General features: G+C 57.1%; 19 protein-coding genes and 1 other RNA gene. 10 read left to right on the top strand and 10 right to left on the bottom strand.

The window, feature by feature from the left end; all coding sequences use genetic code 11:
* The first annotated feature begins 6 nt into the window (after nucleotides 1-6).
* On the top strand, nucleotides 7-1,236 hold the full coding sequence (locus CU102_RS06870; protein WP_106710351.1) for an alanine racemase: 1,230 nt from the start codon (nucleotides 7-9) through the stop codon (nucleotides 1,234-1,236).
* On the opposite strand, the gene CU102_RS06865 is transcribed toward CU102_RS06870, so the two are convergent.
* The 3 genes from CU102_RS06865 to CU102_RS06855 all read right to left on the bottom strand — a co-directional run bounded on the left by CU102_RS06865 (nucleotide 1,233) and on the right by CU102_RS06855 (nucleotide 3,863).
* Nucleotides 1,233-2,447, bottom strand: a complete 1,215-nt coding sequence (locus CU102_RS06865) for a lytic murein transglycosylase (protein ID WP_106710266.1) — start codon at nucleotides 2,445-2,447, stop codon at nucleotides 1,233-1,235. The genes CU102_RS06870 and CU102_RS06865 overlap by 4 nt on opposite strands.
* A 116-nt stretch (nucleotides 2,448-2,563) precedes the next feature.
* Nucleotides 2,564-3,385 carry a glycoside hydrolase family 25 protein gene (locus tag CU102_RS06860; protein ID WP_106710265.1) on the bottom strand — a complete coding sequence of 274 codons (822 nt, stop codon included), beginning with the start codon at nucleotides 3,383-3,385 and terminating at the stop codon, nucleotides 2,564-2,566.
* A gap of 208 nt (nucleotides 3,386-3,593) precedes the next feature.
* Entirely contained in the window at nucleotides 3,594-3,863 is a 270-nt protein-coding gene (locus CU102_RS06855; protein ID WP_106710264.1) for a DUF2277 domain-containing protein, read from the bottom strand.
* Between the two features lie 251 nt (nucleotides 3,864-4,114).
* Between CU102_RS06855 and CU102_RS06850 the strand changes: the two genes are divergently transcribed.
* A complete protein-coding gene (locus tag CU102_RS06850) occupies nucleotides 4,115-5,137 on the top strand; it encodes a Tle-like phospholipase domain-containing protein (protein WP_106710263.1) in 1,023 nt (340 codons plus the stop codon).
* Nucleotides 5,138-5,145: 8 nt separating this feature from the next.
* On the opposite strand, the gene CU102_RS06845 is transcribed toward CU102_RS06850, so the two are convergent.
* The 7 genes from CU102_RS06845 to CU102_RS06815 all read right to left on the bottom strand — a co-directional run bounded on the left by CU102_RS06845 (nucleotide 5,146) and on the right by CU102_RS06815 (nucleotide 14,708).
* Nucleotides 5,146-5,802, bottom strand: a complete 657-nt coding sequence (locus CU102_RS06845; RefSeq protein WP_106710262.1) for a class I SAM-dependent methyltransferase — start codon at nucleotides 5,800-5,802, stop codon at nucleotides 5,146-5,148.
* Nucleotides 5,803-5,807: 5 nt separating this feature from the next.
* Nucleotides 5,808-7,061, bottom strand: coding sequence for a BtaA family protein (locus tag CU102_RS06840; RefSeq protein ID WP_106710261.1), 1,254 nt, complete (start codon nucleotides 7,059-7,061; stop codon nucleotides 5,808-5,810).
* 234 nt (nucleotides 7,062-7,295) lie between these two features.
* Nucleotides 7,296-8,336, bottom strand: coding sequence for an HlyD family secretion protein (locus CU102_RS06835; protein ID WP_106710260.1), 1,041 nt, complete (start codon nucleotides 8,334-8,336; stop codon nucleotides 7,296-7,298).
* 7 nt (nucleotides 8,337-8,343) lie between these two features.
* Complete coding sequence (locus CU102_RS06830) at nucleotides 8,344-10,005, bottom strand: MFS transporter (RefSeq protein ID WP_106710259.1); 1,662 nt, start codon at nucleotides 10,003-10,005, stop codon at nucleotides 8,344-8,346.
* Nucleotides 10,006-10,010: 5 nt separating this feature from the next.
* The gene (locus CU102_RS06825) at nucleotides 10,011-10,457 is read right to left on the bottom strand and encodes a MarR family winged helix-turn-helix transcriptional regulator (protein ID WP_106710258.1); all 447 of its coding nucleotides are present in this window, start codon (nucleotides 10,455-10,457) and stop codon (nucleotides 10,011-10,013) included.
* A 105-nt stretch (nucleotides 10,458-10,562) separates the two neighbouring features.
* Nucleotides 10,563-11,069, bottom strand: coding sequence for a GNAT family N-acetyltransferase (locus CU102_RS06820; RefSeq protein ID WP_106710257.1), 507 nt, complete (start codon nucleotides 11,067-11,069; stop codon nucleotides 10,563-10,565).
* Between the two features lie 3 nt (nucleotides 11,070-11,072).
* Complete coding sequence (locus CU102_RS06815; protein WP_106710256.1) at nucleotides 11,073-14,708, bottom strand: hydantoinase B/oxoprolinase family protein; 3,636 nt, start codon at nucleotides 14,706-14,708, stop codon at nucleotides 11,073-11,075.
* A 243-nt stretch (nucleotides 14,709-14,951) separates the two neighbouring features.
* Here CU102_RS06815 and CU102_RS29725 point away from each other — a divergent pair, with 243 nt between their 5' ends.
* From CU102_RS29725 to ftsL, 8 genes are all read left to right on the top strand, one after another.
* On the top strand, nucleotides 14,952-15,338 hold the full coding sequence (locus CU102_RS29725) for a hypothetical protein (RefSeq protein WP_166648324.1): 387 nt from the start codon (nucleotides 14,952-14,954) through the stop codon (nucleotides 15,336-15,338).
* Nucleotides 15,339-15,428: 90 nt separating this feature from the next.
* On the top strand, nucleotides 15,429-16,148 hold the full coding sequence (locus tag CU102_RS06800) for a J domain-containing protein (RefSeq protein ID WP_106710253.1): 720 nt from the start codon (nucleotides 15,429-15,431) through the stop codon (nucleotides 16,146-16,148).
* Nucleotides 16,135-16,899 (top strand): peptidoglycan recognition protein family protein, encoded by a 765-nt coding sequence (locus tag CU102_RS06795; protein WP_106710252.1) that lies wholly within the window; start codon nucleotides 16,135-16,137, stop codon nucleotides 16,897-16,899. The genes CU102_RS06800 and CU102_RS06795 overlap by 14 nt, the downstream gene beginning before the upstream one ends.
* Nucleotides 16,900-17,112: 213 nt before the next feature.
* On the top strand, nucleotides 17,113-17,934 hold the full coding sequence (locus tag CU102_RS06790) for a lytic transglycosylase domain-containing protein (protein WP_106710251.1): 822 nt from the start codon (nucleotides 17,113-17,115) through the stop codon (nucleotides 17,932-17,934).
* Nucleotides 17,935-18,031: 97 nt separating this feature from the next.
* Nucleotides 18,032-18,465, top strand: an RNA gene (gene rnpB / locus CU102_RS06785) — RNase P RNA component class A.
* Nucleotides 18,466-18,870: 405 nt separating this feature from the next.
* Complete coding sequence (gene mraZ, locus CU102_RS06780; RefSeq protein WP_106710250.1) at nucleotides 18,871-19,335, top strand: division/cell wall cluster transcriptional repressor MraZ; 465 nt, start codon at nucleotides 18,871-18,873, stop codon at nucleotides 19,333-19,335.
* A complete protein-coding gene (rsmH, locus tag CU102_RS06775; RefSeq protein ID WP_106710249.1) occupies nucleotides 19,335-20,360 on the top strand; it encodes a 16S rRNA (cytosine(1402)-N(4))-methyltransferase RsmH in 1,026 nt (341 codons plus the stop codon). Before mraZ ends, rsmH begins: the two co-directional genes overlap by 1 nt.
* 3 nt (nucleotides 20,361-20,363) lie before the next feature.
* Nucleotides 20,364-20,828 (top strand): cell division protein FtsL, encoded by a 465-nt coding sequence (ftsL, locus tag CU102_RS06770; RefSeq protein ID WP_245425245.1) that lies wholly within the window; start codon nucleotides 20,364-20,366, stop codon nucleotides 20,826-20,828.
* Nucleotides 20,829-20,832 lie beyond the last annotated feature (4 nt).

Here is a 20,832-nt window from a genome sequence, read left to right as displayed (position 1 = left end):
AAAACGATGCAACGATTCGCCTCGGCCCGTGAAGCAGCGCTCACCCTGCGGCCGGATCAACCGGTTTACTGCTTCCGGCCACAAGTACTGGTTGAAGACGCGCATCAGTTCATGCAGATGTTCCCCGGCGAGACGGCCTATGCAGTCAAGACCAACGGCGAAAATCTCGTGCTGGAGACGCTGGCGCGCAACGGCATTAATACATTCGATGTTGCGTCCCCCGGAGAATTTGAAGCAGTGCGCAAGGTCGCGCCAAACGCACAGATGCTCTACATGCATCCAATCAAGGCGCAGTCGGACATTCGCCTGGCACTTGAAACCTATGGCATCCGGGTTCTGTCCGTCGATCATGAGGACGAAATCGCCAAGGTGACACGTATCGTGCGGGCACTCGATATCGATCCTGGCAGTATCACTCTCTACGTGCGCCTGCAGACCAAGGGGCATGCGGCGTATGAACTTTCTAAGAAGTTCGGCGCGGCGCCGGCGCATGCGGTAGAGCTTCTGCAGCGCGCCCACAAGATCGGCTACATGGTCGGTCTGTGTTTTCACGTCGGCAGCCAGATTGAGGATCCAGACACCTATGAGCGCGCCTTGAGTTCGGCGGATTGGGTTCGCAATCGTGCGGGAGTGCCCTTGGCTGGCCTCGACGTCGGTGGCGGGTTTCCTGCCGAATATGGCCATGACCCCAAGCGCAAGCACGTGGAGATGCCTTCGCTTGGCCAGCTGATGTCGCGGCTACGCGGGGACATCAAGGAATATGCCTTTGACGATTTACCACTCGTTGCAGAGCCAGGCCGGGTCATTGTGGCGCGCGCATTTTCGCTCATCGTGCGTGTGCTTTTGCGCAAGGGCCGCCGCCTTTACATTAACGACGGCATATGGGCCTCGCTCTCTGATTCATGGACAGGCAAGATCACGTTGCCCGCCCGCTTCATCCCGGATCCCGCCAAGAAGCACCGGAACGGCGATCCGAAGGAGATCGTCCCGTTTAAGGTCTGCGGAGCGACCTGTGATTCCGTTGATATTCTCTCACGCCCATTCTGGCTGCCTGAGACGGTCGACACCGGCGACTGGATCGAGATAGGCCATATCGGCGCCTATTCGCTCTCGCTGCGCACGCGCTTCAACGGCTTCTACCCGGATACGTTTGTCGAGGTCGAGACGCCGTTCGATGCTGGTGACCGACCAGAGGGGTTTGCAACGCTCGAAACGATGGCTCCTGCCGAACATTAGAGTTTGCCGAGCAGCTCCGGCGTTGGCCAGGAATCAGCCGGCAGGCCGAGGCGGATTTGCTCCTCGCGCACCGCGTCGCGGGTGAGGATGCCAAACACGCCATCGATCTTCGGCCCCATGTCGTGGCCGCGCGCTGCAAGCTTATTCTGCAATTCTTTCATCTGCTCCGGATTGAGACCGGGTTCAGGATTAGTCGGCTCAAGCGGGCCCGCGCCAGCAAGGCGCGTGGCGAAATAGGCAGCAGTCGTCGCGTAGATGATCGACTTGTTCCACTCAACGAACACGTCGAAATTCGCATAGGACAGGAAGGCCGGTCCCTTGCGCCCCATGGGAAGGAGCAGGGAAGCATTGCCGTCATCGGGTCCAAGAGGTCCCTTCATGCCCGTCACCCCCCATTCCGCCCATTTCGAATGGGGCAGGCGATTGGTGCGAATGGCATTCTCCCAGGGCAATTCCCGTGTCAGCTTGACTTCTTCGAGCCAAGGTTCGCCCTTGCGCCAGCCGAGATCACGCATCACGCGTGCTGCCGTCATGATGGCGTCCGGAGCACTGTGTTTCAGGTCGACCCTTTCATCGCCATCGCCGTCTACACCGCGCTCGAGATAGTCGGTCGGCAGCATCTGCATCTGGCCAATTTCACCGGCCCAGGCGCCAGTCGTCTTGGCATCCACAACGCCGCTGTCGAAGAGTTTCAGGAGAGCGATCAGTTGCGGGCGGAAGAGTTCCGGGCGGCGGCAATCAAATGACAACGTCAGGAGCGCGTTGAGCGTGTCGAAATCACCCTGAACAGCACCGAAGTCGGTTTCCAGACCCCAGAAGGCAGCGATTACCGGGCCGGGCACGCCATATTCTGCCTCAGCTCGGGCAAAGACGTCTGCATATTTCTTGAGATTTGCCGCACCCTGCTTCAAACGGTAATCGGACACCATGCGCGAGGAAAACGTCAGGAATGTCTGGTTGAACACGCCCTGAGCGCGATCGCGCTCCAGAACTTTGTCGTCCATCGATGCTTTGAACAGCTCGCTGATACCCTTATCGGAGACACCGGCAGCTTTGGCCTCGTTGATCAGTCCGTTGAACCAAGGCTCCAATTCACCGCCACAGGCAGGCTTCGCGATTGCCGGCTGCGGTGACGCCACCTGGTCGAGTGCATTGGCGGCGCTGGACAAAACCAAAAGGCTGGCGGCTAGGGCAATCGATAGTTTGTTCATCAGGGATTCTCGTTGGTAACAGGCGCATCCAATGGTGCGCGGACATGACCTGCTAATGCACGAATATGCTGGTGGCGTGAAGACAAAGAATTGCGAGATAGGGCAGGGACGAACCTTTATCGTGCCTTGTTGCGCACCAGCCACTGTTTCCAGGCACTTTCATTGCCCGCAAAAACATTAATATCCGCGTCACCCCGTATCCCGGGAACAGAGCCAGTTCCCGTGTATTGCCAGAAGGTCCAGGGATGCGGTCCATATTTCTCATCCGGATGGCCCGCTACAGAGCGCAGCCAGAACGGATAGCCGACAAATTGCCTCAAATCATTGTCGTCGAAGAAATCGACAGTCGTGTAGATGATCGGACGCTTGCCGTAATGGCGCTCGACAATGTCCAGGAACGTGCGCATTTCACTGCGAACAACGGCGGCATTGGGCCGGAGCTTGCACGTGGGTGATGCCGCATTCCATTCCATGTCGAGAACAGGAGGCAGTGCGTCCGGATCTTTTGGCACATGACGAATGAACCACCGCGCCTGATCCTTGGCGGTTCGGCAAAAATAGTAAAAATGATAGGCGCCGCGCGAGATGCCTGCAGCTCGTGCCGCCGCCCAGTTCTCGGCCAAGCGGTCGTCAACGCGGTCACCACCTTCCGTCGCCTTGATGAAAACGAAGGAAATGCGATTGCCGCGGACAGTCTGCCAATCAATTTTAGATTGATACTTGGATATGTCAGTACCGTGAATCGGGTAGCCCCAGGGCGATTTGCCGTTCCAGTCATGCGGATCGCGATCACCGAAGCGCGCCGCGCCTACCTTGCCGGATGGCGCAGCGATTTGCTGGACGGCGGAGGGACGCTTTGCTTCCGAAAAATCATAGTCAACGGTCGTGCAGCCGGTCAGAAGAAGAAGGGTCAGCAAGCCTGCTGCAAGTCGTTTCATCAATATTGGTCCGTGTTCGAATCGTGGCGGGAGCGTCTGGTACCCCATAGTGATGTGCCATTACGCTTAACAAAAGGTACTTCAATCCCCATCGGCTTCAACTTTTTATCGCCGCCTTATTAGCGGGCTCGGGCTGCCGAAAAATCACAGCCCGCACCACGGGTCAATATCACACTACCGATGCCGGATGTGCAAAAAGGGGATGACTTCAGGAGGCAAATCTTGCCCTTGATCGCTCGCGCGCCTTCTCGGCCTCGATGCCCCGGTCGCGCGCCGGCGCTTGGGTATGCAGTGAAAAGAGCAGGCGCCGTGCCGCATCCGAAACTTCCTCGACTGCAAGATTGAAGGCTTCGGCATTGGCATGCGACGGTTTGTTGAAGCCACTGAGCTTACGGACGAACTGCAGCGAAGATGCGTGAATTTCGTCCTCCGTGGCCGGTGGATCAAAGTTGAATAACGTCTTGATGTTACGACACATGGCAGTTTCCCTGTTCTCGACAGCAGGCGATCCAGTCCACGTCGGTGACAGGTTTCTTGAAGCGCAGACCCCGATCCTCATGGACCGAGCTTTACGACGATCAATACGGTCACCGTCCGGATTGGACCGGCAAAACTATACAGGCTTTGATTTCGCGGACAAGTTCGCCAACCTTAAAGTCAATTTGTTGGCTGCGCGTAGCCCGGAGCCATGTTACTCGTTACAACCTGAATTTGAGGCGGGGGAACGAAATGATCAGAAGACTTGGCCTGCTGGCTGTTCTTGTCGGACTTGTTGCAGCAGCCAATGCTTTCTTCGCATCATGGGTGACGATCAACCGGGACGATCTCGGTATTTCGGCCGGTCAATCCGGAAGTTGCATACGGCCCATGATCCCCAGTTTCTGGCGCAACTATCGGGGCTTTCCCGATTACGACAATGAACTGATTTCCGATTACTTTGGCATTTACGCGGCCTTTGCCTCGAACGCCTATCGCCCCATCCCCCGTGAGCAGTTCAAGCTGATGCCGGATTATTTCGGTTGGGTTTCACAAGGGGAACCTATCGTAAGGCCTGGTGGCCTATATGCCGAACTTTACTATCGTCGCAGCGCCGACCGCCTGTCAGTGATGGTGGTTTTCCGGGGAAAGGACAGCGTTACCAACCTGACCGACATCATCAGCGAGAACACCTATTTTACGCAGATGATCAATCCCTGGGATCAATATCGTACTGCCCGCAAGGAGTTCGCAAAGATCAGAAGGGACGCTCAATCCGGCTCTGATGGGCTGCCGGTCGAGTATTTCACGGTTGGCCATGGCTTGGGCGGTGGGCTTGCTCGTCACATTGCAGCGGCATTTCCCTGCACGGCAGCGATCACGTTCAATTCGACGTTCGTGTCGAACAATCGACGCCTGGCGGAGCCCTATGACGGGCAGGTGGTGGATCTCTTTGCTGACAATGATCTGACCTCAAGAATGGCGATTCTGTCCAACCCGCGGGCCTTTTTCCGTATTTCACGTACGCATCAATGGTATCGCGTGCGCAATGCTGGCAATTTTGCCGGACAAGAGGGCATGTTCAGGGCAGCGGTCGCGATGGCGCGAATACCGGTCATGTGCCTGCTTCGTCCAGATTGCGAATTGAACCGGCCGACGAGCGGCGATACGGCCGAGCCTAATCCGCAGAGCACCCGCTCGGCCGCGGACATGTCAATGCTATATTGCCTCGCCGGACCGAATGCCGAGGGTTCCAAAGCCGATCTTTGCAAGTAGCGGTTTCTTCAGGCTTTGCGGCGAATGACCGAGATCCAGGCAAAACCGCCGTAGAGCCGTTGTGCCTCTGTTTCGGTCTCAGTTTCGACGGCAATCTTGTCCGCCACATCTAACAGCTCGTTGCGCGGAGTGACATGATACCATTCGAGCCATTTGTAGAGTGCAGTCCTGGTGAACCGTGGGAGGTCTTTCAGGTCGCCGAAGTCGACGACGTGCAGTGCCCCGCCCGGCGTGAGGTGGCTCACCGCTTCACGCATCACGGCTTCCCATTGCGGGATCATCGATACCGCATACGAGATGAAAATCCGGTCGAACTTACGCCGCCCAAACAGCTCCACCGGGTTGAAATCGGCAGCATCCGCATAGGCCAGGTGGGCGCGGCCGCCAAGCCCGGCGGCAGCGATATTTTTGTGCGCTGTAGCGAGCATTTCGTGCGATATATCAATGCCATAGAGCGAAGTCTTAGGGTATGCCTCGCCAGCCAGCACCAGATTGCGGCCGGTGCCGCAGCCAATTTCAAGAATACTGCCCCGCTCCGGAGGATTGAGTCCGGCGATCATCGGGTCGCGACCGAGCAGATAGTATTTGCGCGTAGCATCATAGAAATGCCGCTGGTGCCGATAGACGCGATCCATCAGCCGCCCATGTTCAATCTTTGCAAACATCAAAGTCAGTCCTTGAGCAGATAAAGATGGAAGCCGCCATAGATGGACGAGCGGTCGCGGTCATGGAGCGCGAGCGACTCTTCCGCCTGATACGCCCAGCGGTTCAGCAATGCGTCATTGATGCGACCGGGGAGGATCGTTGGTTCGGCCGCTGTTCGGAAAATAACGCGCGCGCCCGGGGCAGCGGTACGGCTGATTTCTCGCCAAAGATCATTGAGCTGCGTATCGGTCATCCAGTCTTGCGCGTCGAGAAGAATAAACCTGTCGACGGAGGCTGCCGGTTTTGCGGCAAGGAATTCTGTCAGGGACGCATTGACGACACTCATCCGGCCGGCGCGTTCGCGCACGGTCGCAAAATTGTTGCGGGAGAGGTAAGGGGGCAGCGGCCCCGTTTCGGCATTGTCGCTGTAGCCACGCCCGAATGCCTGCCAGGCGAAATAGTTCTCCGACAGCGGAAAGCCGCAGGCGAGCTTTTCAAGGCGGCCACGGAGAACCTGTGCCATGTTGCCGTTTCCGGCTGTTGCCAGCGCATCGTACTGCTGCGGCGGGATACCGAGGCCGAACAACGAGGATTTGCGCTTCGTTGCCCAACGGATCATCCGCTTGTCGAAGAGCGGGGCGAGCGCGCGGTCGAAATAGGCGCGCTGCTCTTCCATGGTCGATGCCTTGAGGATGTCGCGCGGATCAATGCCGTAAAGCCTGGCTACACGATGGCCCATGCCGATGAAAACACCGAGCAGGCCGTGACGATAGAGGTCGCGCGAGAAGATCGTGATGCGGCGGCGGCCCGAAAGCATGCGCTTTTCCCAGTAGGCGCGGCTGGTGGTGTCCAGATGCGGCTGGATAAAGCGCTCGTAGGCAGCAAGGTTGGCCTTGTCATCGGCCGTACCATAGAAACGATAGAAAGCGTCATAGTTGGGCAGGTTGGCAACCGCAGCGAGTTTAAGCCGGTTGAAAGCAACGTGGGCAGTGTTGAGATCGACTGCTTCGACACTTGCCGGATCGGCAGTGAGATACGACATGGCGTTGCAGCCGCCGGAAGCGATGGTGACGATGCGGTGACCAGCGCGGATCTGCAGCGCTTCCATGTCCACTTCCGGGTCTTCCCAAATTTGCGGATAGACCAGTCCCTTGAAGACATGGGCAAAGAGCCGTTCGGACAATCCAGCGCGCGATAGAAGTCTGTTTTGGCGAACTGCCTTGTTCAGCTTCTCATTGCGGGGGTGAGAGGCGCTTCTGGATTGTCGAGCAATAGGCATCTAATCGAATCCCCTTTGTTGGAAATTCCTGCCCGCCTAACATTTCGATGTAACAAACCGGTGACGATGCCGGTTTAACAAATTGGTAAGTTGATTCAATTCACAGCCGTAACACCTTGGGAAGGCTTATACGCGCTATGTGACAGTCTTGCCGCATAAATGACCTGATGCGTCTAATCTCTTGTTTTTCCGCCCTTCTTCCGATTCAGCCAGAAAACGTCCTTTCGTCCTGGGTTACGCGCCTTCACTTTGTGTTCGAACGACCACGGACATGCCGGGCGAGAGCTGTTTGGCGAGTTCCTGATCAGGATCGACTGCGATGCGCACGGAGATGCGCTGGGCGACCTTGGTGAAGTTGCCGGTCGCATTATCCGGCCTGAGGACGCTGAACTCCGAACCTGCGGCTGGTGAGAAACGTTCGACGTGCCCCGTCAGACTTTTGTGGTCCAGGGCATCGACAGTGAAGTTGACACGTTGACCGAGTGCGATATTGCTCAGTTGCGTTTCTTTGAAATTGGCTATGACCCACACATCGGGCGGGACGATTGCCATCAACTGAGTGCCGGCGCTGACATATTGTCCGAGTTTCACGCCGACCTCACCCAAGGTACCATCCCGCGGTGCAACGATCCGCGTGTTTGCCAGATCAATCTGCGCAAGTTCAACTGCGGCCTGTGCCCCGGCGACCGCAGCCTCGAGCGATCCGCGGCTCACCTTTATCGTTTCGAGGTCCTGCCGGGATACTTCAAGTGCTGCTTGTGCCTGGGTGACCGACGACTGCGCCTGTTCCAGTGTCGTCTGGCTTTGCTCGGCATCGCTCTTGGTCATCACCCCTTGGCGTGCCAGAGGCTCGATCCTTGCCCAATTGGCCTGCGCGCGTTTGAGGCCTGCGGTCGCGCTGTCGTGTTGCGCCTGGCTCGAACCGATTCGGGCTTCTGCGGCTCTCTGCTGCTGGGTGGAATTGGCAAGGGCGGCCTGTTCACTCGCAAGGGTGGCTCGTGCCTGATCCAGTTTCTGCGCGAAGATCCGGTCATCAATGCGCGCCAGCAACTGGCCCTTGCTGATGTGGTTGTAGTCCTGCACCGGCACTTCCACGATGTAGCCGCTCAATTGTGGGCTGATCAGCGTTACATAGCCTTTGACATAGGCATTCTCGGTGGATTCGACGTTGCTTTCGAAGGGTGGCAGGCGCCACGCATAAAGGACCAGGACGAGCCCGGCGATGCCGACGGCAATCGCAATAAGGGTTGCAGATTGGTGAAGATATCTGGACATGGTTCAATCAACTCATTTGAGCAGTGGCGGGCGTCAGGTGTGAGCGGAACAGTCCGCCCATCGCCACGTGCAAGAGAAGTGCGATGAGTGCACAAAGGGACGTTCCGGCGATCAGCAGGAAGGCGTCGTTATACGCAAGAATGTTTGCCTCGCGCGTAACCTGCTGAGAGAGCAAGGCGGCACCTTCCGCATTGAGCAACGCCTTGTCGCCGATCACCCGGCCGTAGGCGTTTGCGAGTTGCGCTGCTCGCTGGACAACCAAGGGATCGGACATGGTGATGTGTTCGGCGAGAATATTGGAATGGAATTTTTCGCGGATCGTAATGAACGAACCGAATGCCGCCTGCCCGAGGAGGCCGCCGAGGCTCTGCGTGGACAGGAACACGATGATGAAACTGAGTATGTAGTTGGGACCGCGTTTCAATGCCGACATGAGCCCAACGGACATGGCGGGTGGCAGGAAGAGCGCCGTCGCCGCGGCAATAAACGCCTGGCTGACATACATGTTTATCGGGCGTGTGAGATTGGTCGACTGGCTGTCCATATAGGAGCCGATGATCAGGAGGATCAAAGCGGTGGCGTGAATCGCCGGAACGCGTTCAATTTTCATGACCGCGGCGCAGCAGAAACAAGCGGCGATCATTGACAGAATGCTGACGATATAGACCAATGATAACTGGTCGTTCTGCAGTCCCAGATTCTGGAAAAAGTTGCTGGCAACCGACGACTGCTCGGAAACGGCCAGCCGAAAGAGAAGGATCGTCCCGGCAAAATGCAGGACCTCCTTGCTGGCAATCCATCTTATATCGAGGAGAGGCTTTTCGCGGTTGAGCTCGATCACAACTGCGCTTGTGACCGTCACAACAGCGACTGCCAGCAGAACGCCAAGCCAGGGTGCTTCGCGCCACCAGTAGAGGCGCCCGGTAACCAGGACAACAGCGGTGCAACCAAAACCGATGGCGATCAAGAGATAGCTGACAATATCGAGTTTCTCGATCACTTTGGCTCGTGGCATGGGCGTAAGCGGAAAGACGTAGATCACGCCCAAAGCGATAAGCGCCAGCGCAATTTCGAACATGTAAAGGCCTGGCCATTGGCCGATGTCGAGCAATGTCGGCGACAGCAATCGTGCAAGGGGAGAGGCGAGCGAAATATTGGTTAGGACCAGGCAGATGCCGATTGTCATCTTCCGCGCCGGGGTAAAGGCTTCGAGCATATAGAGAAAGGCAAGGCTCGAGAGCGGTGCCGCGGCAATGCCGCCGACAAAACGAATTATGATAGCCGATTGCAGGTCGGTGACGAACAGGTGCAGCAGCGACACCAACACAAAAACGGCGATGCTCAACTCGGCGAAATTCCGCAGGCCGTATTGGTTTCTGATCTTGATCAATGCGATCGAAAGGCTGACGTTAGGAGCCATATAAGCTGCGATCAGCCACGTCGCTTCGATGTTTGTCGCGCCAAGGTAGCCCTGAATCTGCGGGATATTCGCCGCGATCAGGTTCATGCCGAGGCCCTGAGTCATCGACAGGAGGGTTGACGCGGCAATGTAGGCGGCGGGACGTAGTCGATGCTTGGGCAACAGTACAGTTGCCGGCGCAACAGGTTGTTGCTGGACGGCCTCTCTTGTCGTGGGGTCGTACCCGACAAACTCTGCTTCCGGGACCATCGCGGCTAGCTCTTCTCGATCAGGTCGCCAATATTGCGGTTGACGGCGCGCAGCACTTTGATGGCTGTCAGAAGCTCAGTTTCATCGACATGCCCGATATACTCGGCGCGTAAATCCCGAGCGAGGTGATCGACCTTTTTGGCCAGTTCGGCGCCAACCGGCGTCATGACGATTTGCTTGGCGCGCCGATCGCCCTCGACCGCTCGGCGTTGTATGAAACCTTGCGCTTCGAGGCCGTCAAGCAGGCGTACCATCGTTGGCGTCTCAATCTCGAGCTCCTCGGCAAGTTCCCGCTGATTGAGGACACCAAGGCGCTGCAAGAGCAGCAATGTGCGGGCACGTGCGAGGGTCAGCCCAAGTGTTTTAACACGGGCGTCGAACAGGGTTCGCAATTTGCGGCTCGCTTTGGTCAGTTCATCAACGAACTGTGCATTGGGAGACTGATGGGACATATCGTAGCCATATAATGGGTAGTATGCTAATTATTATGGTGCGATATAACTTCGAATGATTGATTTTTCAAGTGGCTATGAACAAAATTCGCTGTTGATGTTCCGTCAGCGCAGGTCGAGCCGCAACAGCTCGTCATCGTAGGATTGGTCGCCGATACGCAGCGCGTCCCTTTCAAATCCAAATACTGTAAAACCAAGTCCTAGGTATAGCGTTCGCGCCGATGCGTTTGCGGCCATTACGGTGGCTTGCAGTATGTCGACATGCTGGCGGGCATGGTCGATAACTGCCTGCGTCAGCCGTCTTCCGAGTTCATGTCCGCGCCATTCGGGGTCAACATAGACGCCCCAAAGCAGCCCCTTGTGCCTTTGTTTCAATTTATTGTTCGCGGCGAAACCAGCCACGCCGACAAGCTTGTCATCAGCGAACGCACCGAAGACGGCGTTCGGTCTATCGTCAAGGCGTTGGCGAACGTCACTTATGGTTTGACCAATTTCGTCCTCATAGCTTGAACCGAATGCCTCCGGGGCCGTGCGCAAGCCATGCAAACGCAGCGCCTGGAAGCATTCGGCATCGCCGCCATCAAGTATCCTTATGGAGATGGCGGCGACCATCGATCAAGCTCCGTATCCGCCGGGAGTCGGCGTTGTGAGGATAACGGCTTCGCCTGCGTCAAGTACTGTCTGGTCACAGGCTTTGAGCACTTCGAGCGTGCCATCCTTGCGGCGAACCTCGGTTCTGCCGACCTCGCCATGCCCGCCGCCGTCAAGACCTTCCGGTGGTCGATTGCGGTGTGAGGAGAGGATGGCACAATCCATGCGTTCGAGGAAACGGATGGTACGTTTGGTGCCGCCGCCGCCGCTGAACCTGCCCTTGCCACCGGAGTTTTCCCGGATATGGAAATCCTCGAGCATGACAGGGAAACGCATTTCAAGAATTTCCGGATCTGTAAGGCGCGAGTTGGTCATGTGGGTATGGACTGCCGACGTCCCGGCAAACCCCGTTCCACTATTGAAATGACCTGCGGGTGAGCCAGAGCAGATCGTCTCATAATATTGGTACCGGTCATTGCCGAATGTCAGGTTGTTCATCGTCCCTTGCGAATTGGCCATCGCACCGAGAGCCCCGAAGAGAGCATTGGTGACGTGTTGTGAGGTCTCCACATTGCCGGCAACCACCGCAGCCGGATAGGAGGGCTTCAACATGCAGCCGTCAGGAATGATGATGTCAATTGGCCGCAGGCAACCGGCGTTCATGGGGATCGCGCCCTCTACCATCACGCGGAATACGTAAAGCACGGCAGCGCGAGCCACCGGTTCCGGTGCATTGAAGTTGTTCTTCATTACAGCTGATGTGCCGGTGAAATCGACAGTCGCACGCCGTTCCCTGCGGTTGACAGTGACTTTCACGTGGATGGTCTGGCCCGTATCGGTGACGTAGGAATATTCCGCGTTCTCCGGCAGGCGGTCGAGCACAGCGCGAACGCTTTCCGCAGCATTGTCCTGCACGTGACCCATATAGGCCTCAACGACGTCGAGGCCGAATTGCGCAATCATCTTCTTGAGCTCTGCCACGCCCTTTTCGTTGGCAGCGATCTGCGCTTTCAGGTCGGCAATGTTCTGATGGACATTGCGTACCGGCCAGGGATGATTGGTCAACAGTTCCGTTAGTTCCTTTTCACGGAAACGCCCGCGTTCGACGAGACGGAAATTGTCGATGAGCACACCTTCTTCATCGACTGTTGTCGCCAATGGTGTCATCGATCCTGGTGCAGATCCGCCAATATCCGCATGATGACCGCGCGATGCTGAATAGAACAGGATGTTCTCGCCTGCTTCATCGAAAACGGGTGTCACAACCGTGATATCGGGCAGATGCGTCCCGCCATTATAAGGGGCATTCAATGCAAAGACGTCGCCCGGGTGGATATCGCCCGCGTTCAGCTTGATAATGGTCTCAACCGAACGGTCCATTGATCCGAGATGTACAGGCATGTGCGGCGCATTGGCCACAAGCGCGCCGTTGCGGTCGAAAACGGCACAGGAGAAGTCCAGCCGTTCCTTGATATTGACCGAATAGGCAGTGTTCTGCAGCGTCACGCCCATTTGCTCGGCAATCGACATGAAGAGGTTATTGAACACTTCGAGCATGATGGGATCAGCTTCGGTGCCAAGGGCCGCAGTGCGGGCCTTCTTTTCAACCCGCCGCATCAGGACGTGGTCAAGCTTGGTGATCTCCGCCTGCCAGCCGGGTTCGACGACGATAGTCTGGTGTGTCTCGATGATCAGCGCCGGACCCGAGACTTTGTGCCCGGCTTTGAGGTTTCTGCGCGGATAGGTGAGAGAGTCATGGAATCGCCCGCCTGAATACAGCTTGCACGTCGCACCTGGCAGCGGGTCCAGATTGTCGTGCTCCTGCTCGCTTTCAACCTGGGCGCGTCCGCGAGCGTCGGCAGCCTCGACGCCGACGGCCTCCACGACAATTCCCTTGTTGTCGTAGATGAAACCGAATTGTGCCTTGTGCGCCGACTCGAAGCCGGTGCGGGCTTGCTGGATCGAGAAGGTACTGAAGTCAATCGGGATCGTTGTATCCGTACCATCGTAGCGCAAATGGAGAACGGGACGTGAGGCAATGTGTTCCCGCGGCACAGCTTGCTCGGCTATCTCGGCGATAACGATATCAGCGAGGCGGTCGGACAGGTGGCGGATTTCGTTCAGGGTCTCGGGTGAGAGGGGCTTGATCAGTGCTTGCTGCCGCGATGCGAAGATTGCGGATAGACCGATACCGTAGGCCGAAAGCAATCCGGAAAACGGGTGGATCAGTACCGCTTCCATACCAAGTGCATCGGCGACAAGGCAGGCATGCTGTCCGCCGGCTCCGCCAAAACAGTTGAGCAGATACCGCGTAACGTCATAGCCGCGCTGGACGGAGATCTTCTTGACTGCATTGGCCATGTTTTCGACTGCAATGGTGATGAAGCCTTCGGCAACTTCCTCCGGTGTCTTGCCGTCGCCGATCTCTGCGGCGAGCGCCGAAAACTTCTGGACAACGATATCGCGATCAAGCCGCTCATTCTGATCCGGGCCAAAGATTGCCGGGAAATATTCTGGCCGCAGCTTGCCGAGCATGACGTTGGCATCGGTAACGGCCAGAGGTCCGCCACGGCGGTAGCAGGCGGGACCAGGAATAGCGCCGGCGGAATCGGGGCCCGCAGACAGTCGGCCTGCACTGTAATGGAGAATGGAGCCGCCACCGGCCGCTACCGTGTGAATTCGCATCATCGGCGCGCGAATACGCACGCCGGCCACTTCGGTGTCGAAGGCGCGCTCATAGTCGCCATCATAGTGCGCCACGTCCGTGGATGTGCCGCCCATGTCGAAACCGATCACTTTGTCGAAGCCGGCAAGCTTTGCGGTTTCCACCATCCCGACGACGCCGCCAGCCGGTCCGGACAGGATGGCGTCCTTGCCCTGAAACAGGTCCGCCGCCGTCAGACCGCCCGACGACATCATGAAGGAAAGGCGCGGCGACCTCGTCTCGCCTTGGCCAGCCGCGGTAATTCCAAGCTCGCTGGCGACATGATCAACATAGCGGCGAAGGATGGGCGAGAGATAGGCGTCGACAACAGTCGTATCGCCGCGTCCCACCAGCTTGGCAAGCGGCGACACCTCGTGGCTGACCGAAACCTGGCCGAAGCCCAACTCCCGGGCCACCCCGGCGGCTATTTGTTCATGTGCCGGATAGTTCCAAGCATGCATGAAGACAATGGCAACCGCGTCGATCCCGTCATGCTTGGCCTCGGCCAAGGCTGCGCGGATCTTTTCGGGCTCGGGTACCGCGTCCACGGATCCATCAGTCCTTACGCGTTCATTCACCTCGATAACGCGCTCGTACAGCTGTTCGGGAAGAATGATCTCCTTGGCAAATATGTCCGGGCGCGCTTGGTAGGCAATCTTGAGCGCATCGCGAAAGCCCTTGGTGATGACCAGAACTGTCCGGTCACCTTTGCGTTCCAGCAGCGCGTTGGTTGCAACAGTTGTACCCATCTTAACCTCGCCAATATGGTGCGAGGGAATGGGCTCACCTTGCTTGACACCCAGGAGTTCGCGAATGCCCTGAATGGCCGCGTCTTTATAGGCTTCAGGATTCTCCGATAGCAGTTTGTGTGCAAGAAGACGGCCTTTCGGGTCGCGCGCGATCACATCAGTGAAGGTACCGCCACGGTCGATCCAGAAATCCCACTTGTCGTTCATAATATTCGTCCGATCATAATAAAATAAGTGATTCGTAAATTTGGGGCGGACATCGTCCGCAAGGCGACAATAAGCAGGACCGGCTGGCAAGTGCAATCGGCGGTGCCATTCGCTGCAAATTTTCTGCGAAAACGTTGATATCCACATGAAAATTAACCCAAAACGAAAACAAAACCCAATGCGATACGATTTTGGGTAATGTGGAGTCCGAGGGGCCACATATATATCTCGGAGAGGAAAACCATGAGAAATAAGCTTTTTGTTTCGCTGGCAGCCGTTTCGCTTTTGACGCTTGCGGCTTGCGGCGAAGGTGAGAAGAAGTCCGAACAGGCTCCGGCAACAACCGAACAGCCAGCGCCGGCGGCGCCTGCACCCGCTCCCGCGCCGGCCGAGCCAGCCAAAACAGAAGCACCGGCAGCTCCGGCGGCACCGATGAATGCTGAAGAAACGCTTAACAAACTGAAGGAACAGGCTGCAACGATGACGGCGGAGCAGAAGCAGGCTGCGGTCGCAACAGCGCGTAAGGCTGCTGAAGATGCTGCCAAGGCAGCGGGTCAGACAGCGGAACAGATAACCGCTGCCGCGGACGCCGCGGAAAAAGCCATCAAGGAGGCACTTGGCGTCCAGTAAGGTCTCAAACTTCAACCAACGGCCGGCCTTCGGGCCGGCTTTTTATTATCGCTCTCGCAATCGCGAGAGAATTTGAATAAAACGAACCTCATGTCGATTTGGCGCCGTATCAGCGATTTCATCACCAGCACAGCCATCGATGCTTTTTCAAGCATCATCGAGGCGGTGCGGACAACCTTTGAGGGTGATCCGGAAACCCGGCGGCGCGTAGCATTTTCGATTGCCATGATTGCACTGTCAGCAAAAATGGCCAAGGCGGACGGTGTCGTCTCGCAGGTCGAGGTCAATGCCTTTCACGACATTTTTCACGTACCGCAGCAGTATCAGGATCAGGTGTCGCGCCTTTATAATCTCGCCAAGCAGGATGTGGCTGGCTACGAGGCTTACGCGACGCAACTTGCGGGGCTTTGCGGCAGCGGTAAGCCCAACTGCAAAATGCTCGAAGACGTGCTCGACGGTCTGTTTCACATTGCCAAGGCGGACGGCGCGCTGCACGACAAGGAGTTGACCTTCCTCGGTACTGTTGCCGAAATCTTCCAGCTCGATGAAGAACAGTTTGATCAGATCCTGGCGCGTCATGCCGGACGGGGTCACGCGGATCCCTATCTCGTTCTTGGTCTGCCACGGGATGTCAGCTTTGAAGCTGCTCGCAAGCAATATCGGGCATTGGTTCGTGAAAACCATCCGGATATCCTGATTGCGCGCGGCGTTCCGGAAGAATTCATCGCAATCGCCAATCAGCGCATCGCTGCCATCAATGCGGCCTGGGATAAAGTCGAAAAAGACCTGAAGGCATATGAAAGCGTTTGAATCTAACCATTTACGCGCAGAAGTTCATGCCTCACCGAATTTCGGACCCCGCAAGGACGGCAAGCGGCCGTCTCTCTTGATTATGCATTATACCGGCATGGAAACTGGCGAGGCTGCAGAACACTGGCTTGTAAACCCGGCGAGTGAGGTGTCGGCACATTATATCGTTCACGAAGATGGTCGCATCGTCCAGATGGTTCCCGAAAGCGAGCGCGCCTGGCATGCCGGACAGAGTTCCTGGAAAGGTGAGACGGACATCAATTCCAGTTCAATCGGGATTGAGATCGTCAACGGCGGACCATTGCTTGATTTCCCTGAATTCGAGAGCAGGCAAATCGATGCCGTGATCGATCTGTGCAAGGGCATAGTGTCACGTCATGGCATCAAGCCGGAGGCTGTGCTGGCCCATTCGGATATCGCACCCGCTCGCAAAATCGATCCGGGCGAAAAGTTTCCGTGGCCTGTGCTCTACAATGCGGGTGTGGGCCATTGGGTTAATCCTTCGCCTGTCCGCGGCGGACGCTTCTTCTCCGTTGGCGATCAGGGGCAGCCGGTTGAGGCTCTCCAGTCAATGCTGGCGCTCTATGGGTATGGTGTCCCAATCGATGGTGTGTTCGGATCGACGACAGAATTAGGCATTTTGGCGTTTCAGCGCCATTTTCGCCCTGAAAAAGTCGATGGAGTCGCGGACATGTCAACCATCGAAACGCTTCATCGACTGCTTTCTGCTCTACCGGTGCTGACCGCGTAACTTATTGAACGAAAAAGCCTTTTCTGGCTCGTTTTGTGCGGTGCAACCTATGTATTTCAATGGGTTACACAAAGTTATTTGGCCGACCAATATTCGGCTGCATTGGACCGTCACATCCTTGGCCAGTGTTCTGGCTCTGCCCCTTTGATTTTTGGGCGACGGAATGATCCCGGCGCGTACGTTCGTGCGGCCCAAGCATTTAGACGGAAAAAGATGACAAAAAAATTTGGTATGATTTTCGCCCTTCTTGGGGCGATGGCCCTCTATGGCTCAAGCTCTGCACTCAGCAGCTCGGCAGCACCGACGAACCTCGCCGATTTTATTAAAGCGAAGCGGGCGAATGAGCTGAAAGAAAAGGCCAGCGACAAATCGACAAAGGCAGTTCAGTCAAAGGGGAAAGTCAAGAGTAGTGCTGTCAAGGCACCCGTGGTCAAGAAAAGTGCTGCTGCCAAGCAGCCGCGTGTGAGCAAGGCAAATGCTACCGCCAAACAGCAGCGTGTAAGCAAGGCTAATACCAAGCAGCAGCGTGTGAGCAAGAAGGCCGCTTCGCACAAACGCCCCGTCGTTCAGGCCAAGACCCGCGTAAAGACAGTTGTGACCAATACGACGATTGGCAGCGTCGACACAATGACAACAGGCAGCGTCGCTTCGGCAATGGGGTCGACCAAGTACTCTACGATCATCAATTCCTATGCAGCATCGTATGGCGTGCCGGTGGCATTGGCCAATGCGGTCATCAGCGTCGAAAGCAACTACCAGCCGAATACGACAGGCAGCGCTGGCGAGATTGGCTTGATGCAAATCAAGCTCGAGACGGCTCGCGGCCTCGGATATACAGGTTCGCGTGAAGCTCTTTACAATCCGGACACAAACATCCGTTGGGGCATGGAATATCTCGCCGGAGCCCACAAGCTCGGCAATGGCACAACCTGCGGCACAATCCTGCGGTACAATGCCGGCCACGGCGCTACCCGCATGAACCCGGTCTCCGCCAACTACTGCGCCAAGGTGAAGACACAGATGGCTTCCAACTAAAGTTTTGCGTTTAGTTTGTTTGCGTTAAAAAGCCGGTGGATCGCTCCACCGGCTTTTTCATTTGCGTTTTTCATTCAGAACGCATTTATACGGATCGCCAGCTGGCCGGGCAGCCGCGCATGTCATGAGCCGAAAGGCGGCATGTGAGGAAAGTCCGGGCTCCAGGGAAACACGGTGCCGGATAACGTCCGGCGGGGGCGACCCCAGGGAAAGTGCCACAGAAAGGAAACCGCCCCGTCTTTCGTTGCGCCGGGTCCGAATTGGGCCGGACGCAAGGAATGACGGGGTAAGGGTGAAAGGGTGGGGTAAGAGCCCACCGCGCAACTGGTAACAGCGGCGGCATGGCAAACCCCACCGGGAGCAAAACCGAATAGGGACGGCGTGCCGGGCGAAAGTCCGGCGATCAGTTTCCGGGTCAGTCGTCCGGGTAGGTTGCAGGAGGCGGGTGGTAACATCCGTCCAAGATGAATGGCTGCCGCGCCGGGCGAGAGCCCGGCCATACAGAACCCGGCTTACAGGCCAGCTGGCACTTCAATTTTACATCGCTGGAGAGGCAATGTGATGCCGCCCCGGGGCGGCGTTTGCATACACGTTGCGCGAGAGTCCTAACCCTTCATTAAGCTTAATGAGCGATAAATTCAGAATCGCCGGAAGTGCGCTGGAATTGCGGCTCACTCCCATCCAGTGTGCTCTAGTCCCATTGACGCCCATAGTGCCCCATGATATCGATTGATTTCATCAGTAGCGTTCAGTCGACACGGTGTTTCCCAACATTGGATTTGGCATGCCAGGGTAGGCGCGCGGCTCAGTTTGCCGGTGCCTTGCCCCCTATTGATGGGGCTCACGCTTCGAAACGATCGGAGGGTGAAGCACAGGTGGAAATGATCGAGGCCCCGATAAACAAGACGCTCGGGGCGCAAACGGCGGGGTTGCGTTTTGAACCGGTTCCTCGGACATGTGACGAACAGGATCGATGCGAAGGGGCGGGTCTCCGTTCCGGCGCAATTTCGTTCGATTATTCAGACGGCCGGACACACGGAACTCTATGCACTGCGTTCGTTGCATCTCCCTGCACTCGATGTGGGCGGACCGGAGCTGCTGACGCGCTTCGACAAACGTCTGGGTCAGGAAGATCCCTTCGCGGAAACGGCGGACGACATGTCATTCTATTTGCACGCAGATGGCGGTTTCCTGAAGCTGGATGGCGACGGGCGGATAACAGTTTCGGACTTCATTCGCGAGCATACGGGCATTTCGGGCGATGTGACCTTTGCGGGCGCCAACACGCATTTTCAGATGTGGCACCCGGACCAATTCGAAGCGCATCGGACAAAAGTTCGCGAGCGGCTGGCGGAAAAGCGTCGTCAGGGGGAACTGAGCGTTCCAGCAGGAGGCAGTTGATGGCCGGTTCCGGCAGCAATGCCATGTCAGGTGCGGATGGCGACGGACGGCACATCCCGGTTCTGCTGGATGAAGTGATCGCGGCTCTCCAGCCCGCCAAGGGTCAGCTCATCATCGATGGCACATTCGGTGCGGGCGGCTACACCAGGCGCATTCTTGAGACCGGTGCTTCCGTTACGGCGGTCGATCGGGACCCTTCGGCTATCGAAGCCGGTCGCTCGCTGGAAAAGGAATATGGCGGTCGTCTGACGCTCGTTCAGGGCACGTTCTCAACGCTTGACCAGGTCGCACTGCTCGACGCACCCGACGGCATCGTCCTCGACATTGGTGTGTCCTCCATGCAGATCGATGAGGCAGAGCGCGGATTTTCCTTCCAGAAGGACGGGCCGCTCGACATGCGGATGTCGAGTTCCGGGCCAAGTGCGGCCGATGTCGTCAATCGGCTCAAAACGGGTGACCTCGCACGCATCTTCAATTTTCTCGGCGAAGAGCGCCATGCCGGGCGCATCGCGCGTATGATCGAAAAGCGTCGTGCGTCCGAACCCTTCACTCGGACCCGCGACCTTGCCAATGCGATCGAAGCGCTTGTCGGCAGAAATCCGAAAGTGCCGATCCACCCCGCGACGCGAGTGTTCCAGGCACTGCGCATTTTCGTCAATGACGAGTTGGGCGAACTGGTGCGCGCGTTGCATGCCGCTGAGCGTGTCCTCAAACCCGGTGGACGCCTTGTCGTCGTGACGTTTCATTCGCTCGAAGACCGTATCGTCAAGCGCTTCTTTTCGGACCGCTCGGGCACCGGTGGCGGTTCGCGTCATTTGCCGCAGCTTGAGCAACGTCTGGCCAGTTTTACGCCAGTCGGCAAAGGTATTGTCGTGCCGACGGAGGCCGAATCTGCCCGTAACCCTCGCGCGCGTTCTGCCAAGCTGCGCGCTGGGGTGCGCACGGACAATCCGCCGCTCGCCGAAGATCACTCGATCTACGGCCTGCCCAATCTTCCGGTCTTCCATGAAACGGTGAGGAGCTGATCCGTGCTGCGTACCTTCGACATCATTTTGATCGGACTGATGATCACGGCCGCGGCCGTGACCTACAAGATCAAGCACGACGCTGAAAAGCAGATGGCACAAGTGAACAAGCTTGAGCGCATGATAACTGATGAGAAGGATACGATCGATCTGCTCAAGGCCGATTGGAGTTTGCTGACTCAGCCGAACCGGTTGCAGAAACTGGTGGAGTCTTTCCAGGGCCAGCTCGACCTCCAGCAGGTCGAGGCACAGCAGATTGTCAACATCAACGAACTGCCTCAGCCGAAACCAGTGTCGCAAGATCTTGATGACGTTGCCAACATCATCACGGAGGCAAACGCCGGAACGACGATCAAACCTGACACCACCACCATGACCGGCAGCATCGTCAAGCCAAAACCGGCTGCTCCGAAGCCGGCCAAACGGACTATTCCGAATGCAGCGCCAAAGGGAGTGGGGCTTTTTTGATGGC

The sequence above is a fragment of the Phyllobacterium brassicacearum genome (assembly GCF_003010955.1).
GTDB classification, from domain to species: Bacteria; Pseudomonadota; Alphaproteobacteria; order Rhizobiales; family Rhizobiaceae; genus Phyllobacterium; species Phyllobacterium brassicacearum.
The sequence above is the reverse complement of the archived record's forward strand: the minus strand, read 5'-3'. Positions and strand labels throughout refer to the sequence as shown.